Source organism: Bacteroides faecalis, assembly GCF_003865075.1.
Lineage (GTDB): Bacteria > Bacteroidota > Bacteroidia > Bacteroidales > Bacteroidaceae > Bacteroides > Bacteroides faecalis.
In genome coordinates this window covers 72,668-89,629 of record NZ_BHWB01000002.1, presented here as the reverse complement: position 1 = coordinate 89,629, position 16,962 = coordinate 72,668, and the positions used below count along the sequence as shown (strand labels likewise).

The window sequence follows — 16,962 nt, the reverse complement described above, 5'->3', positions numbered from 1 at the left end:
ATGAGAGAATATTGGACTCGGTTCTGAAAACAGGTTTAGCTTGGTTGCAAACTTGTTTGGTGAATATCAATAAATATAAACAAATAATATAAGTTGCAATGGAATTGGGTTTGAAATGTTTCGGTGCGGAAAACACTATGGGATTTCCTAAATTGGATATGAATGTTTGGGTTTCTGCACATGATAAATTTGAATTGTCAGGTAATAAAGGAGAAATACATGAATTGACATATGTAAAAGTTGAATGCAAAGATGTATTGAGTCATTTTGTTTTCTATGCCAAACTGGAAACTATAAACCCAAATGTCAACTTAGGAGAAGGGTATTTATGGATGCCAAAGGAATTGGTGCATAAGACATGGTTGATTGGTGTCAAAACAAAAGTAGAGGTTTCTTTGGTTGAATATGATACAGCAATTCCGGCTGATTCTATAACTATTCAGTTAGACTCGGAAGCCGTAAAAAATTGGGCAGACGATGAAATCGAGAGAGCGGAATCAAACGTAAGATCATCTTCGCGCATTTGCTTCGCTTCACAAATGATTTATATCAAGCCTATTACCAAAAAAGTAACAATGGGCGAGATAGAAAGCATATATCCAAAGTCAGAGAAGAAAAATTCATTGTATAGATTGACAGAAGATTCCAAAATACATTTTATCGGATTACCAGAAAACCGCCAGAAATCTATCGATTTTTCGCAAATAGGCGGACTGAAAGATGTGATAAACAAATTGCGGGAAATAATCCAAATTCCAATAAACAATCCGGAATTATTGCAAAGATTTGGTATCAAGTCCCCTAAAGGTATGCTTATGTATGGTCCTCCGGGTAACGGAAAGACCATGATAGCAAGAGCGGTCGCCTACTCAATGGGTTCTTCGTTTATAACGATCGAAGGGCCCGAACTGATGTCAAAATATGTAGGAGTGGGAGAACAACGCTTAAGGGAAAAATTTGAGGAAGCGGAAGCCAAAGGCAATTGCATTATCTTCATTGATGAAATAGACTCTGTTACATCAAAAAGAAGCGACGATAGTGCAGAATATCAAGTGTCCATTGTTGCGACATTACTTAATTTAATGGATGGTATGAATAGCAATAACAAAGTATTTGTCATAGGAGCTACCAACCGTTTGAATGCCATTGATCCGGCTTTACGCAGACCGGGGCGTTTTGATTTGGAATTTGAAGTTCCGTTGCCTAACGTGTCTGCCAGATACGATATACTGACCAAATATGTGAAATTGGAAAAAGATGAATTGTTCAACAATGTGGATAATTCTTTTTTGCAGTTGCTTAGCGAACTGACCAACGGATATTCAGGAGCTGATTTATCTCTTCTGTATAGGGAATCGGTAATGAACGCGATAAGAAAACATATCACTGTGGATGACAAAACCGGGAAAATGTCATTGAATACTCCTTCCGACACTATCCGGCTGGCTAACGAGGATTTTCATGCAGCTTTAAAAGTCATAACCCCTACTTCATTAAGAGGCATTGATGTTAATAAACCCACTATAAAATGGAATGAGTTGATAGGGATTGATGACGCTAAAAGTAATATAGAAGAACTGTATTCTAAAATTTGCAAACAATTAAGTGGTAATATTATATCTCAACGCCCTTCACTCTTAAATATTATCATTGAAGGTAAAAAAGGAGCTGGAAAAAGAACATTTATTTATGCTTTTGCCAGACAATATAATTACGAAGTTTTGGAGTTGGACTTTTGGGATCTGGTTTCTGAAAACTTGTTTGATGCCTATACGAAAATTAATGAAGTGATTGCAAAGGCTAAACAAATATCTCCGACTGTATTGTATGTAGCAAATGCAGATAAAGTGAATGATACAGAAAGGTTTCTTTTAAAAATGATAAATGAATTATATAGGCTTAATAAATACACAAATATTATGGCTGTGTTGTCTGTTGAAGACAATGGAAAACTCCCTAAAGCGATAAAAGGGTATAAAGGATTTAATACTATAATAAATATAGATCAGTCCAAAGAAAACATCGAGAAAAATATATTGTCTGAATATGGAGATAAGGCTTTGGTATATTTGGACAATTCCGTGGAAAGCATAGGCCAAGCTATTAGCGTTATTCAGGAACAAATTGAGAAGTAGATTATAACTATGAGAATAGAAATATATATGGCATGTCCTTTATGTGTAGCTGAAGGATATAGTATAGCAAAAGAATATTGGAGACATGGCTCTGATGGTGGTCTTACCAGTTGGATGTTTAAACCTTGCAATGGCATTTTGTGTTTGGATGAAAAGGCCAATGTGATTTGTTCTAAATGTGGAAAATCAACACCTCTTTTAAAGGCTCATCTATCATGTAATGGTGGGCGACATAAATTTGCCGTGGCATCTAATGTGTCATATGCACAAGCTATTTCTACAGCATCAAATTGTGTAAGTAAAGGAGGACTGTCTTATTTGCAAAGTATATTAAAACATATAGGATAATATGGGAACAATGAGATTGGGAGAATTAAGTTCGGCAGGTAAAATATTTATTTTCCTGCTTATTCTGTGTTTAATTGGCGGGGGATATTATGGATATGTAACATATAGATTTAATAATTACGTTGATGCTGGTAATTCCTGTTTAAGTAGCGGTGACTATGAACAGGCTATCGCTTCATATAGCGAAGCATTAGAAATAAAATCATTTGGATCTTCTCAAGCTGAAATTAATAGTCTTATAAATAATGCAAATACTATAAAAGAAGCAGAAATCGCGCGACTTGTTCAGGAAGTTGTTGCCATTATTGGGGATAAGTATTCCGGGATAGAGGGGGCTAATACCATCGCCATTAGAAAGGGATATTATAAAGCTGTTGAAACAGATGAAGCTCAGAAAAAATTGGACAGACTTGAAGAATTAAAATACGAACAAGCCAAGCTAAATCAATTTCAAAATACTCTTAATAAGCAAAAGAATCAGATTAAATACAGAAAAAGATGATAAGAACAGCAATTTTATATATAATCTTAATATTTGGGGTAATACCTATTAATGCCCAAAATAATAATGTAGAAATAGCCCGTTCTGAATTTAGAAAAGGGAATTATAAAGATGCTGTGGGGTTATATAATGGTGCAATAGCTCTTGCTAAGAATTCCGAAGAGAAGAACTTGCTTAATTTAGAAAAAGAAAAATCAAGTAAATGTTGGAAATATTTAGATGAAGCGGAAAGGTGTTATATCCAATCAAACTATAAAGCTGCACTACGACTATATTCTTCAATTATTGCTTTAAATTCAACGGATTCATATTCCAAAAAACGAATGTCATTGTGTCAAAATCATATAGCAAAAGAAGAGTATTTGGCAAGAGAAAAAGTTAGAATCAATAATGTCATAAGTAACCTGTTAAAATTAAATGATATAGATAAAATACGAGCTTTTATAAAAGAATATCCTCTGCACAGTAGTAAAAAGGATTTGGAAGAAATACTTGATTATTACGAGAATCCTGAAAGCTTTGACAAAAAAACTGTTTCCGACAAACAATATTTATTCGTAAAATATGGAAACTTATATTTTGAAAACAATAAGAGTGTTTCTTCATTTTTTTATGAGAAAGCAGCTTCATGCGGTTCGTTGGTAGCATTTTATAATTTAGCACTATCTCTTCCTGATAGTGAAACGAATCGTCGTAAAAGACTTTTGGCTTTTGCAGCAGCAAATGGTAACCAAAGTTCTGCCAAACTTTTAAATTCAAAATACCCTAATACAAAATATAATACCGAAAAAGCTCAAAAGTTATATTACCTGCTAAATCAAGCTAATAAGGGATCTCTTTATTCCAAAGTGTATTGCCAAAAGCATAAAATTGTATTGGGACTTCAAAATCTTGATTTAATTAATGACGACACTGATTATGTCTCTGATGATAGCGGAATATTATATGAGCTGGCATTGATGTATGCCAATGGTGATTATGTTAATAAAAACGTTGACAAAAGTCACATGTATTTATATAAAGCGGCTTCATTGGGTAATCATGTGGCACAGTATCAACTTGCTATGATTCAAACGCAATCAAAATCTAAAAAAGCATTGATGCTTTGTGCAGCCATAAACGGTAACGAATCTGCATATAGCCACTATAATGACGGCTTAAAATACGCAAAAGAATATGTAAAATACCTTTGTAACAAGAAATGTGATTGGTTTGATGTAAAAATGTTTATGTCATTTTATGCAAATAAATATGAAATAGTAGATTTGGATGCAAGATTAATATCCATGGCTTGTTATAAACATTTAGATCGTAAAGGAGCTAAAGAAACAATCAGATTATTAAAAAGTCAAAGAATTTGGGATATTGAGACAATCCGAAGAATAAAAATAAACTTTAATACCTTTAACCCTAATAGACATCATAAAAAAATACTGAAGCAAATAAGCAAAGTTCAGAGTGCGAAAAACATCAAAAAGAGTGGATGTTTTCAGCAATTAATACGGGATGGATATTGTGACAATCCACATACCAAGTATCAAATCTCAATAGTTGATTTCCTTTAAATAGCAAGTAAAATGAAATGTTTTTACCATCATTTGGAACAAGTGGTTGCTCAATGTGTGGATTGTCATAAGGGGCTGGGCTGGAGATGCGCACATCGGTACAAAATCCCCATATGTCCAGAATGTAATCATAAACGAATATACGTAAAATTAAGAGAACATTCAAAATCATTGGTAATATGCTTTTCTCTCTATATAATTGGCTATAATCTTGATATTTTAGGACCGGATAAACAAATGGGGGCTTATATGTTAATGTGCTCTTATGCGGGTTGGAAATTTATTAATAGATTTTGTCCATACATTTTTATTTGGTTTTCTATAGAAGCAATATTTGGGTTCTTTTTAATCAAGTTATGTATATCTATGCTTGTTGGTTTTTTTGCAACGCCATTTTATTTAGCATACTGTTTATATAATATAGTGCAATTGATAATCTTAAAAAAACGACCTAACTGTCATATAATCTATTATGGGAATTATTTCTGAATTATTTCGGTTAGTTTCACTTTGGGCATCGGAAACAGACTATTTGTATCAAGCAGAGAAGTGGTCAGATGGTATATGGAACAAAATGAAAGATGCTTACTGTGGAGATGGACTACTTTTGGAGAAAGATGAGAAGTTGTATAAGCGGTTTCGTGTTACTTTAAATGATGGAGCTACAGGAGTTTTCTTTGACGAAGACGACTTTGGTATTCCCACAAAGGATATTAAATTGAAGTCATATCAGGAAAGAGAACTAAAAAGGAATAGTTATTTTATACTAAAACATTACAATGGATAAATAACGGCGGAATCCGAAAAGCCCGAATAGAGTAGGAATAATAATAATTTTATACCACTATGGTACAGAATGAAGTACTTCTCGCTGAACTCGAAGTTCGTCTCGATGCAAGCGAAGCTCAGGCAGAATGGTGTGATCATTGCAACGAAGGTCATCCAGCTCCGCTTGATTAAAATTTAATAGGTTTATCGTTATGTCAATATTTAAGAATATATATGTTACGTTTAAAGTCACGCTGAAATGTAATCTGGCGTGTCAATACTGCTATGGGCGTGATAATCATGCCCAAGGAAGTGAGATGTCAGACGACGAGATTTTACATGGAATTCAGTTCGTATGCAAATATGCTTCTATTGTAGGCGCCAAAAGCCTTACGATTTGTTGGCATGGCGGTGAACCTTTTTTATTTGCTAATAAATTGCCGAACTTTATAGAGTATGCCAATGGATTGTTTTCAAAGCATGGAATTAAGGTAACTCATGGAACTCAGACTAATGCAACCTTACTCAAATCGAATACATATAATCTAATAAAAAATTATTTTAATGGTTTTGTTGGTGTCAGCATTGATTTATTTAGCAAATATCGTACATTTCCTTCTGGAAAAGATTCTACAGACATTGCTGTAGAAAATATAGACAATGCTTTAGCTTCCGGTATAAGATGTGGAGCTATTAATCTCCTTACAAAGGATAATCTAAACAGAATTGACGACATTTATGACTTTTACAAAAAAAGAAAAATGAATGTTCGTCTTTCGCGTGTTTTTCCAATCAACTATTCAGATACATTGTTATCACCTATGTATATAAGCGATGAAGAATATGCTGAGGCTATGATTAGTTTCTTTGACAGGTGGGCAAACGATTATGAACCAGCAAACAATACTGATATTGTAAAATTGATTGCTGATTTGCTATTGGGTGTACCTTCTCTCTGTCTTCGAGAAGCAAACTGCTACAAAAGATATATGGCATTCAGTCCTGGTGGTGATATTTTTTCGTGTGCTGAATTTGATGTACCAGAATCTGTAATAGGCAATTTTCTTACACAGTCTCCAGAAGATTTTATAAAATCCAATGCGCGGGAAAAAATAGCCGCAATAGCTCCCATTCCAGAAAAATGTTATCAGTGTAGATTCATGCCGATTTGTAATGGAGGATGCTTTCGAGAACGATTTATGCTTGGATATCCATATAGATGTAAAAGCAATATAATTTATTGGGAACATGTGTTGAAATGGATAGAATCTAAAGGTGGAGAACTATATATTCTAAAGGGGAAATCCGTTGAAGAGAAAAAATTGATTATTAATAAAATATTAAACGTTCATACATGAAACGGATGCTATTCATAATTCCTTGGTCTGAATTTTACATCGGAAATACAGATTGTAATTTTACGGATGAGCCAGAAAGAGCTCCTGAAGGAGTTGTAGGGTTGGCTACATATCTAAAAGCGCATGGCATATTGGTAAAGATTGCAGATATGCAGCGAATGTTACGATGTAACAAAGGAGATGATAATCAAACATTAAACGATTTGTGGTCTATATGCCAATCATTCAATCCTGAAGTTATTGGTTTTTCCTTTTTTACAGCTCGGTTTCAATATGCAAGCCATATATTTAAGTATATAACGGGGCGGTTCCAGAAAAAAAAGTTGGAACGTCCTCTAATGATAGCTGGAGGAGTGCACCCAACTCTACTGCCAGAAAACACTCTTTCATATATTCCATTTGATGCAGTGATTATTGGAGAAGGAGAAATACCGCTTTTACAGTTGTTGAGTGGAGTACGTATGGAAAAGATCAAAGGAGTTTTCTTCCTAGGAAAGCTATCTATGGAAAAAGCTGATGTTATATCCAATCTTGATGAACTTCCTTTTCCTGATTGGAATCTTGTTGATAAAGAATTTTATACGCAGCCTTCTCATCAGATTTCTAATACAGACATACATAAGGTAATGCCCATAACTTTCGGAAGAGGGTGTATGTATAGATGCAATTTTTGTGCTCATAATTGTTTTTTATATGCGAGATGCCACTCTTCTGAATACTTCATAAATAAGATGAAATGGGTTTCACATCAGTGTGGTGTTGACACATTCATCGTGCAGGATAGTTCTATCGGTAATTTTCGTGATATATGGAGTGAAGTCTGTATTAAATTGATAAAACTGGGGACTCCATATAAATGGTGGGCGAATTTACGTGTAAATCAAGTTGATGAGAACTTTTTAAGATTATTGAAACAGGCTGGCTGTATTAAATTGTTTTTTGGGTTTAAATCCGGTAGCCAGCATATACTTGATAAAATGAATAAACGGATAACAGTGGAACAATGTCGCCAAACTGCTTTGTTGTGCCATAAAATAGGTATTCCATTTTACTCAAGTTATATCGTAAATTATTTTGATGAAACGGAAGAGGATTTGGAGTTGACTGCACAGCTCATTCTTGAAACCAAGCCGACATCTCTTGCGATTAATATATTCTCTCCTGTCCCAGGCTCTATCGATTATGATAAAAATATTTCAATCATAGAACCATACATTAAAAATATTCACGATTGGACAAAGCTGGGTATGTTGAATTTACCTTTATTATTCGGAAATATGTCGCAAGAACGTTTCGGGTATTGGTATAATTATTTGCGGAACTTAAAAAAATACATCAACGCACATGAAACTATTATTGGAAAATAATGTAAGCCCTTTCGATTTACAGTTAACTGATGCTGATAACTTGAAGTGGTCTGTATGGAATGATAATATTGATGTTGGTGAAAACAGATTAGTCATTTTCAATACCTTTTCACGCAATGCTGTATTGATGGAGACCTCAGAAATTAAGGAACTGGATGAGCCACTTTTGAATATTCTATTTAAATTAGGCATTTTGGTGGAGTCTAAAAAAGAGGAAAAAAAAGAATGGGAAGTGCGTTATTCAAAAGACAAGGAGGATTTGTCATATATAGATTTAACGATACTTCTGACGCTAAATTGCCAGATGAGATGTGTTTATTGTTTTGAAGGAAAAAAGAATACAAGTACTCTTACCCCATCTGTAATGAATGATATTCTTCTATTTCTAAAAAAACGGATTGGAGCATGCAAAAAACTTCGTGTAACATGGTTTGGTGGAGAACCGCTACTTGCTTATAACAGGCTCAAAGAAATGTCTATCGCCTTGATGCTTTTCTGTAATGAAAATAACATTCAATATTTAGCGGACATTACTACAAATGGAGTTGCATTAAATCAGCAACGATGTAAAGAGTTGATATATTCTTTAAATGTAAAGAGATATATTATTACAGTAGATGGTTTGGATGATATTCAAGAACAGCGTCGCCCTTTATTGTCACGAAAGGCATATTTTTCCATTTTATGGCATAACCTTGAAATTCTTGTAGAAATGGGTGCGTCAGTTACCGTACGTATGACAATTGATAAACAAAACGTTTCTCATATTCCAGCATTACTCGATCGCATTGCTAATAGTAAATTAAATAAACGTGTAGGGTTGTCATTTTGTAGAACAATAGATTATAACTTTACACCCCACGACATTTCTGGAAACCTTTATTCAGAAGCTGAATTTACAGAGGTCGAATGGGATCTTATTCAATATGCCCACAATTTAGGCTTATGGAAATACAAATTTCCACACGCTGCACCATCTGGTGGATGTTTAAGACAAGGTGATATTGTCATTGGAGTAGATGGGGAAATTTACAAATGTTTGGATACTGTTGGTGATATCCGATGGATAACCGGAAATATTAGAGAACAAGGAGATATTCCACAGGTCAAACCTGAATGGTATGAATCGTGGAATAAATGGTCTCCTCTTAAGAATGATATTTGTAAAAAGTGTGTTCTGGTTCCTCTGTGTAATGGTGGATGTCCTCATAATGCATTATTCACAGATAAACAACATGGAACTCTGTCTGGCTGCCCAGATTGGAAAGCCAATTATCGGAAACAAATTAAATCATTAGTAGCTGAAATTTATGATAATAAAACCATATAAAGCAGATGTTCCCCTGAGAACTGTCAAGCGAATTAAAAATATTATAGCTAAAAACGGTCTTCCAGTTAAAGAGATGCAGCTTGGAGATGGCTCTAAATTTTGTTCTTGTCGTATTTTTTTGTCATATGATGAAGATTCGTCAATTGGAACAAATGGCAAGGGCATGGATATGAACTATGCTCTTGCGAGTGGTTATGCAGAGTTCATGGAACGGTTTCAAAATAGGGTAATTATTTATCCTAATCCAGCCTGTATTCATGAACATTGCCGTTTTTTTCCCGATGAGAAGCCTTACAGACTGAATCATGAGGAAGCATTGGAGAAGATAAAAAAATTTATGCCACGTGTATTGTCTTCTGATGGATTAGAGGCCGAAATAGTAGAAGGTGTTTCCGTCCCCTTTTATCATGTTAATAATGGAAAAGTAGAGGACGTACCATATTCACTTATTCGTTGGATAAATGGATCAAATGGTATGTGTGCGGGTAATATTCATGAGGAAGCACTTATACAAGGCTTTTGTGAAATTTTTGAGCGATATTGCATACAAGAAATGTATCGCAGAAAAATAGTTCCACCAGATGTTCCACTTCATGTATTTGAAGGTTCTGATGTTATACAACGACTTAACGAACTTCGCGACAAATATTGCATGGAATATTATATCAAGGACTATTCTTTGGGAGAAGGCTTTCCTGTTATTGGACTTCTCTTGTTTAATAGCGATAAAACAAAATATATTTTACATTTAGGAGCGGATCTTTACCCCCAAATCGCGTTGGAACGTTGTTATACGGAAATATTTCAAGGTTATACAGCTGAAACATTGACTTTTGAAAATGATGTGAACGATTGTGAACGACTTGATGTATTCAACGAATTCAAACGAAGTTTGATGTACGGACGAGGCAGGCAACATGAAAAGTTCTTTACCTCATCACCTACATATTTATATTCCGGTCATACTACGATTCCGATTGGAAGAAATTTTCGAGAAGATTTGCATAATATCTGTCAATGGATTATTGCAAAAGGGTACAATATCTACATTCGTGATAACTCTTTTCTTGGATTTCCAACGCTTCATATTGTTGTACCGGGTCTTTCAGAGATCGATCACACATTTTGTAATTTGAATAGGCGTGTTTATCATATGCAGTTAACTGAAAATCAAATAAATCCTTTATTCAGATTTTCAACCTTAAATGATATGGAATGCTTTGAGACTATCAAATATCTTAGCCTTTTAGACAAAGAAGCGATTGAACTATTTCCTCGGAACTTAAATCCGAAGAACATCGTAAATCGTCATTTGTTGCTGATGTTCCTTCATGTTAAATTGGGACATAAAGAAGAAGCCATCCAATGCTTGGAAGGTTATGCGGAATATTGTCGTTCGCAGCAACGTCCGATGCGTTCTTATTATGTACGAATGCTTGATATTCTGCAAGGCAGATTATCTGCAGAAGATACCAAATCACATGATTATTTGATAGCTCGTTCGTTTCTTTCTTTTCCTGAGAAAGCATTGCTAGCAATTGATACTCCGACATGTTTCAACTGTAACCGATGTCCTTTGGCTATCGGTTGCCGATATTCATTATTGAAAGATATTGAAAAAATATGCCAAGAAACAATGAAAAATAATATGCCTAAACAGGATTCATTAAATAAAATATTCAGTTCTTATGAATAATATAAACTTCCGATTGAATCCGTATACATATGTGCGGAAATATTCTGACTATTTCTATTTGGAGAATCAAGTCAGCCACCTGCACGCCAAATTACCGACCGATAAGTTCAAATGGCTTTCTGTCGTTAATCATGGTTTAACTTACAATATTGAATATTTGCACAAAGATGAATCTGATTTTCAGGAAGTTGTTAAAATTATACAGCAATTGCATGAGGCATGGATTATAGATATCGAAGATGTGCCTATATCAATGGAACGTCGTTTCTCTTATGCAAATAAACGAGAAATAGAACGTCGCTTTGAAGATTTCCCAGAAATCGGAATAGCTACCCCAAATGAGAAACCTTATCTGCGCAATTTACAGATAGAGTTGACAGATGCCTGTAATGAGCGTTGTATCCATTGTTATCTGCCTAATGCAAAAAAAGACACATCCAAAGCTCTCACAAAAGAGCAGGCGATTGATATTCTTCGCCAATATAGAGAGATGGAAGGATTGAAAGTTGTCTTCTCTGGAGGAGAGATATTGTTGTATCCCTATTTTTTTGATGTTATTGAAGAATGTAAGAGATTAAATTTAATGATATTGCTCCAAAGTAACTTGCTATCTCTTACGGAAAGGGATATTCAAAGAATAAAGGAATTGGAGGTCTTTAATGTACAAGTATCATTATACTCTACAGATGCGCATATACACGAATCAATTACTCAACGGAAAGGTTCATTTGCTAAAACAAAGCATAATCTTGAACTTTTGGTACAGAATAATATCCCCGCTATGATTTCATGTCCTGTTATGGATGTTAATTTCCCTACAGTACAAGATTTACGTCGTTATGCTGATGAAATGCAATTGGACATATATTTTGATTTTATGATGATGGCAGGATGTGATGGTTGCAGTGATAATTTAACAACAAGAATAGATTTGAATCTGGTAAAAGATGCTGTGAAGTTTCGTTTAGAAACAAATCCTGCATACGTTAACGCAATTTCCATATCCAGAACTTTAGAAGAAGCATTATCGAAAAAGTATGCACGAAGAAGAACTATGTGCAACATCCTTTCTGCTTCGCTCTGTATAGATTCTGATGGTTCCATTTACCCTTGTCCAGGATGGAATGCTCTGAAGTTGGGTAACATCAATTCTGCGACATTATCCGAAGTTTGGGACAGTAATGCTGCTGATAAGCTTCGTAAAATAGGCATAAAGGATTTTGCAAAATGTCAAGTATGTGACAAACTTAATTTTTGTGATATGTGTGTCGTGTATAATTTCAATGAGAATGGAAATTTATTCGACATCTGTAATCGTTTCTGCGAAATGGCTGAAATATTAAGAGAGTGTGTCATCGAAAAATACAACGAATTACATTAAAGTGTTTTATATGAATTTTGACAAAATAGATGAGTGTGATATGAAGCTGTTGGATTCCTTATCGCAGTCATTAGGGGTTTCAGGCTTTGAAAAAGAGGTATGCACATGGTTTCTTAAAAATGTAACGTCTTCTGTGGATACGAGTTTTCTCGATATTATGGGGAATGCTTACGCTACTATTCCAGGATTGGAAAATGGAAAGAACATCATGATTGAAGCTCACGCTGATGAAATAGGGTTTCAGGTATTGCACATAGGTGAATCAGGATTTTTGTATTTACGACGTAACGGAGGAATTGACGAGCAATGTATTCCTGGCTCTCAAATTGTAATACTTACACGTAGTGGAGAACGTATTTGTGGAGTGATAGGCAAGAAACCGATCCATCTAATGACAACAGATGATAGGAAACGTACCTTAGAACTTAATCAATTATGGGTAGATACAGGACTTGATATAGAGGAGGTTAAGTCAAGAGTTTCTGTCGGTGATATTGTAGCTATAAAGCCTAATTGGCAATGGCTTAGTAAAAACAGAATTTCTGGAAAGTCATTGGATAATAAACTTGGAGTTTTTATTCTCGTAAAAGTAATGGAGGCTTTGTCAAAAGTAAAGCCAATATTTAATTCAGTTACAAGTGTAGCTACGGTACAAGAAGAAGTGGGTAGCCGTGGAGTTGTCATTGCAGGTTATAAAATCAAACCAGACATCGCCATCACCATTGATCTTGATTTTGCTACAGATGTACCAGACTGTTCGTCAAATAAATATGGGAAAATAGAATTAGGACGTGGGGTTGTTATTCCTCTCAATGTGGATAGTGATATTGAATTAAGCAGACAAATGGAAAAAATTGCAAAAAAAAATGGAATTATTTATCAAATGTCTGCAAAGCCACATGCTACTGGAGGAACAAACATTTCTCGTTTGCAACTAGTTAGGGAAGGTGTGCGTACTATATCGTTAGGAATACCTTGCCGATATATGCATACCCCAGTGGAAGTGTGTGATATGCGTGATGTGGGTGCGGCAATTCAACTTATTACATACTTTTGTTTGCAGAGGGAATTTTAAAGTGAAGCTCTATTCGCTTATTACAAATAGATAAAGAACTTATGCCTATTCTGATGTTTATAAACAATATGTAACATAATAAAAACTGTTTAAATTCAATTATCCATTGAAACGGATTCAGATTTGCCAATAGTGGCAACAGTGATTATCGGTTTTAATGAAGAAGGTGATTTGATGTTAGAATATGAGATTGTGAATTATGACCATCCATTAGAATCACATATAAAGAATGTTGTGGTTGATAAACAAGAAGCATACATATTAACAAAAGAAGTAAATATTTCTTTAACTCAACTTCCTGCTTATATTGCAAAAAAGTATGGTGTTCAACCATTTTGTCAATCAGCTCCTTCAGAAGCTATTGCATTATTTAAGGAGATATTGGGGCATTTTGCATCCTCTGGTGTAAAATACGAATACCGGATAAAGTACAAACAGTAATTTTATATCCGTTCTTTTCAGCTACAAGAGTACTTGATAAACTTAACCGTTTAATTTGCAAAATGTCTAAACAACAAAAAATAGCTCAATGTAATTCTAATGGAGAGCTATGGCTAACCTCTGATGTATTTGAAGATGTTAGTTGGGAGTTTTTAGCCGATATAGAATATATATCGGATGAAAAGGAAAAACTACATGAATATCTTAAATACGCAGATTACTGTTCATAATTCCAAATGAACAAAGAAGCTTTTTACTATTATCGGTTGGTTCTTGGTAAGTCCATTAATCAAAATGTGATATTATCTGATCTAAGAGAGATTGCTGAAAATGCGTATTATGGTGTAATTAATTTAATGCATAGTAATGACGAGTATATCTGGGAATCAGGATTAACGATTACAGATTGTTATGGAGAGTTGTTCAAGGACTGATGATACACTATAGCATTCGAGAAAAAACGCAACAATGGATTGGTCTTAATTTTTATGGTTGTTCTAAACATAAGTATTGCTAACCCTCATGCTGATAATGAAATTTGTATAGAAACTCATGTGGAGTTAGATGAAAAGATTTAGAGAATGTAAATTAAACTGTATCAGCAAAGTTAATATTTTATTCCTTGCTGACACAGTTTAATTTACACATCCAATGGAATCAGATAATGAACAATAAAAATGATCCTCTGGATTTAGTCTATTAGATCATCCTCTCCATTATCAATAGGCAGAATCTTTTGGCTTTCTTCATGAGGTAATTGTTCTACTTGCCGGAGTTTTCGTTCAATAGCACGAGTGCGTTTACCCATCACCTCTTCTAATTGATCACCGGCATTTTGCAGATTCTTTTGTACTTTTTCGAGTAAACCTCCGAATTTGCTGAATTCTGTTTTAACAGCACCCAATACAGTCCATACTTCTCCGGTACGTTTCTGGATGGCAAGAGTACGGAATCCCATTTGAAGGCTATTCAAAATAGCACCTAAAGTTGTCGGTCCTGTTACAACAATCTTATATTCCTTTTGAAGAGTTTCTACAAGATTGGTCCGTCGGATTACTTCTGCATAGATACTTTCAAATGGCAAAAACATAATGGCAAAGTCTGTTGTAAAAGGGGGATCTACATATTTATCATGAATATCTTTTGCCATTTTTTTGATTGTATTTTCCAGTTGTTTTCCGGAAGACTCTATTAGTATAGTATCTCCGGCCTCAAATGCATCATAATATTGTTCGTAGACATCCTTGGGGAATTTAGCATCAATAGGTAGATAAACAATACTGTTTGCATCGTCTTTTCCCGGCAGTTTGATAGCATATTCAACAAATTCTGTTCCGCTTTTTTTTGTTTTGACATTGGCATCGTACTGTTCCGGACTCATCATTTGTTCTAATAAAGCACCAAGTTGTACCTCACCGAAAGTACCCCGCATTTTGACATTACTCAACACCTTTTTTAACCCACCGACATCTTGCGCCAATGATTTCATCTCTCCCAATCCTTTCTGCACATTTTCAAGTTGAGAACGTACAATCTCAAATGATTGGCCAATCCGTTCGTTCAATGTTTTTTGAAGCTTTTCTTCTACCATCAGACGCATATCATCCAACCGCTTTTCGGTCAATTGGATTAGTATCTCCTGTTGGCGTGCCATCGTCTCAAACTTCTGACGTTGCAATTCTCCGGTTGTCATCATATTCTTATGCAGTACATCCTGAAGTTGTTGCAAGTTCTGGTTCAGCGTTTGCATCATTTCCATGCGGAGTTCCCGAATACTGCGGTTTAGTTCTTCCCGGTTCTCTTGCATCTGCTGTCGCAAAGCTGTTTGTAATTGCTCTGTCTGAGCTTGGTTATTACTTTTTGTAAGTGATAGTATGAGTAAAGCTATTACTAGCGCTGCTATAACAATAAGTAGAATCAATTCCATCAATAGGTAAGGATTTCATTTCCGGTTTCAGTAATCAGAATCATATTCTCCCATTGTGCAGAAGGCAGCCCGTCATCTGTGCAGACAGTCCATCCGTCAGTTTCATCTATAAATATTTCAAAAGTTCCCATGTTGATCATTGGTTCGATGGTAAAAGTCATACCCGGCACGATCACCATACCTGTACCACGACGTCCAAAATGTTCCACGTCCGGTTCTTCATGGAATTTCATACCTACACCATGTCCACAGAGCTCGCGTACGACACTATATCCATTCTTTTCTGCATGTTCTTGGATGGCAGCACCTACGTCTCCCAATTGTTTCCATGGTTGGGCGGTAGCAATACCAATTTCTAAGCATTCTTTAGTTACTTGGACTAATTTACGCATTTCAGGGCTGACTTCTCCAATCATAAACATACGAGATGCATCAGAAAAATAACCTTTGTAGATGGTGGATACATCTACATTGATAATATCTCCACTTCTCAGGAGTTCCGACTTACTGGGTATTCCGTGACATACAACGTCGTTGATACTCGTACAGACACTTTTAGGAAAGCCTTCATAGTTGAGTGGAGCAGGGATTGCTCCGTGACTAGTAGTGAAATCATACACCATGTTATCAATTTCTTCGGTAGACATTCCTTCATGAATATTCGCGGAGATATAATCAAGTAATGCGGTGTTGATTTTAGCACTTTCGCGAATTCCTTCCAACTGTTCAGGAGTACGGAGCGCTTTGCGTGGGGGGAGCTTATAACCTTGTTTTCTGAGTTTCTGTATCTTTTCTTCTACTTCTGCCGGATAATTGGATGGGGTAAACCGGAATCCCTTGATAAACTTTTTCATTATAATAGGATGTTTTTTCTGAATCTTTTTACAAAGGTAGAGAATAAAATGGAAGATATACTTCCTTCTCAGATAAAACTTTCCTGTTTTTACAGCAGAATTAAATCGTTTTCGCATTTAATCTCTTTCGTATCTAGATGTTAAAACGAAAAAAATATCATGCGGATTCGAAAAGAACTATATGTGAATACGATTATTTTTATAGTAGTTATTAA

Annotated in this window: 14 protein-coding genes; 12 read left to right on the top strand and 2 right to left on the bottom strand. The window is 35.1% G+C overall.

Going from position 1 to position 16,962, the window contains the following annotated elements; translation table 11 throughout:
- The first annotated feature begins 137 nt into the window (after nucleotides 1-137).
- The 12 genes from EJF25_RS03120 to EJF25_RS03065 all read left to right on the top strand — a co-directional run bounded on the left by EJF25_RS03120 (nucleotide 138) and on the right by EJF25_RS03065 (nucleotide 13,966).
- Nucleotides 138-2,135, top strand: a complete 1,998-nt coding sequence (locus EJF25_RS03120) for an AAA family ATPase (RefSeq protein WP_160119362.1) — start codon at nucleotides 138-140, stop codon at nucleotides 2,133-2,135.
- Nucleotides 2,136-2,144: 9 nt separating this feature from the next.
- Nucleotides 2,145-2,483: a hypothetical protein gene (locus tag EJF25_RS03115; protein WP_125040005.1), complete on the top strand. Its 339-nt coding sequence runs from the start codon at nucleotides 2,145-2,147 to the stop codon at nucleotides 2,481-2,483.
- 1 nt (nucleotide 2,484) lies between these two features.
- Nucleotides 2,485-2,985, top strand: a complete 501-nt coding sequence (locus tag EJF25_RS03110; RefSeq protein ID WP_125040004.1) for a hypothetical protein — start codon at nucleotides 2,485-2,487, stop codon at nucleotides 2,983-2,985.
- Nucleotides 2,982-4,550 carry an SEL1-like repeat protein gene (locus tag EJF25_RS03105; RefSeq protein ID WP_125040003.1) on the top strand — a complete coding sequence of 523 codons (1,569 nt, stop codon included), beginning with the start codon at nucleotides 2,982-2,984 and terminating at the stop codon, nucleotides 4,548-4,550. Before EJF25_RS03110 ends, EJF25_RS03105 begins: the two co-directional genes overlap by 4 nt.
- Before the next feature lie 472 nt (nucleotides 4,551-5,022).
- Nucleotides 5,023-5,337: a hypothetical protein gene (locus EJF25_RS03100; protein ID WP_125040002.1), complete on the top strand. Its 315-nt coding sequence runs from the start codon at nucleotides 5,023-5,025 to the stop codon at nucleotides 5,335-5,337.
- A gap of 193 nt (nucleotides 5,338-5,530) precedes the next feature.
- Nucleotides 5,531-6,676: a radical SAM/SPASM domain-containing protein gene (locus EJF25_RS03095; RefSeq protein WP_125040001.1), complete on the top strand. Its 1,146-nt coding sequence runs from the start codon at nucleotides 5,531-5,533 to the stop codon at nucleotides 6,674-6,676.
- Nucleotides 6,673-8,043: a B12-binding domain-containing radical SAM protein gene (locus EJF25_RS03090; protein ID WP_125040000.1), complete on the top strand. Its 1,371-nt coding sequence runs from the start codon at nucleotides 6,673-6,675 to the stop codon at nucleotides 8,041-8,043. Before EJF25_RS03095 ends, EJF25_RS03090 begins: the two co-directional genes overlap by 4 nt.
- The gene (locus EJF25_RS03085) at nucleotides 8,021-9,373 is read left to right on the top strand and encodes a radical SAM/SPASM domain-containing protein (RefSeq protein WP_125039999.1); all 1,353 of its coding nucleotides are present in this window, start codon (nucleotides 8,021-8,023) and stop codon (nucleotides 9,371-9,373) included. The genes EJF25_RS03090 and EJF25_RS03085 overlap by 23 nt, the downstream gene beginning before the upstream one ends.
- On the top strand, nucleotides 9,354-11,069 hold the full coding sequence (locus tag EJF25_RS03080; RefSeq protein WP_125039998.1) for a YcaO-like family protein: 1,716 nt from the start codon (nucleotides 9,354-9,356) through the stop codon (nucleotides 11,067-11,069). Before EJF25_RS03085 ends, EJF25_RS03080 begins: the two co-directional genes overlap by 20 nt.
- On the top strand, nucleotides 11,062-12,450 hold the full coding sequence (locus EJF25_RS03075) for a radical SAM/SPASM domain-containing protein (protein WP_125039997.1): 1,389 nt from the start codon (nucleotides 11,062-11,064) through the stop codon (nucleotides 12,448-12,450). The genes EJF25_RS03080 and EJF25_RS03075 overlap by 8 nt, the downstream gene beginning before the upstream one ends.
- A 10-nt stretch (nucleotides 12,451-12,460) precedes the next feature.
- Nucleotides 12,461-13,525, top strand: coding sequence for a M42 family metallopeptidase (locus EJF25_RS03070; RefSeq protein ID WP_125039996.1), 1,065 nt, complete (start codon nucleotides 12,461-12,463; stop codon nucleotides 13,523-13,525).
- Between the two features lie 123 nt (nucleotides 13,526-13,648).
- Nucleotides 13,649-13,966, top strand: coding sequence for a hypothetical protein (locus EJF25_RS03065; protein WP_148098081.1), 318 nt, complete (start codon nucleotides 13,649-13,651; stop codon nucleotides 13,964-13,966).
- A 691-nt stretch (nucleotides 13,967-14,657) separates the two neighbouring features.
- Here EJF25_RS03065 and EJF25_RS03060 read toward each other — a convergent pair.
- Nucleotides 14,658-15,893 carry a DNA recombination protein RmuC gene (locus EJF25_RS03060; RefSeq protein WP_125039994.1) on the bottom strand — a complete coding sequence of 412 codons (1,236 nt, stop codon included), beginning with the start codon at nucleotides 15,891-15,893 and terminating at the stop codon, nucleotides 14,658-14,660.
- The gene (gene map, locus EJF25_RS03055) at nucleotides 15,893-16,747 is read right to left on the bottom strand and encodes a type I methionyl aminopeptidase (protein ID WP_125039993.1); all 855 of its coding nucleotides are present in this window, start codon (nucleotides 16,745-16,747) and stop codon (nucleotides 15,893-15,895) included. Before map ends, EJF25_RS03060 begins: the two co-directional genes overlap by 1 nt.
- Nucleotides 16,748-16,962: the final 215 nt, after the last annotated feature.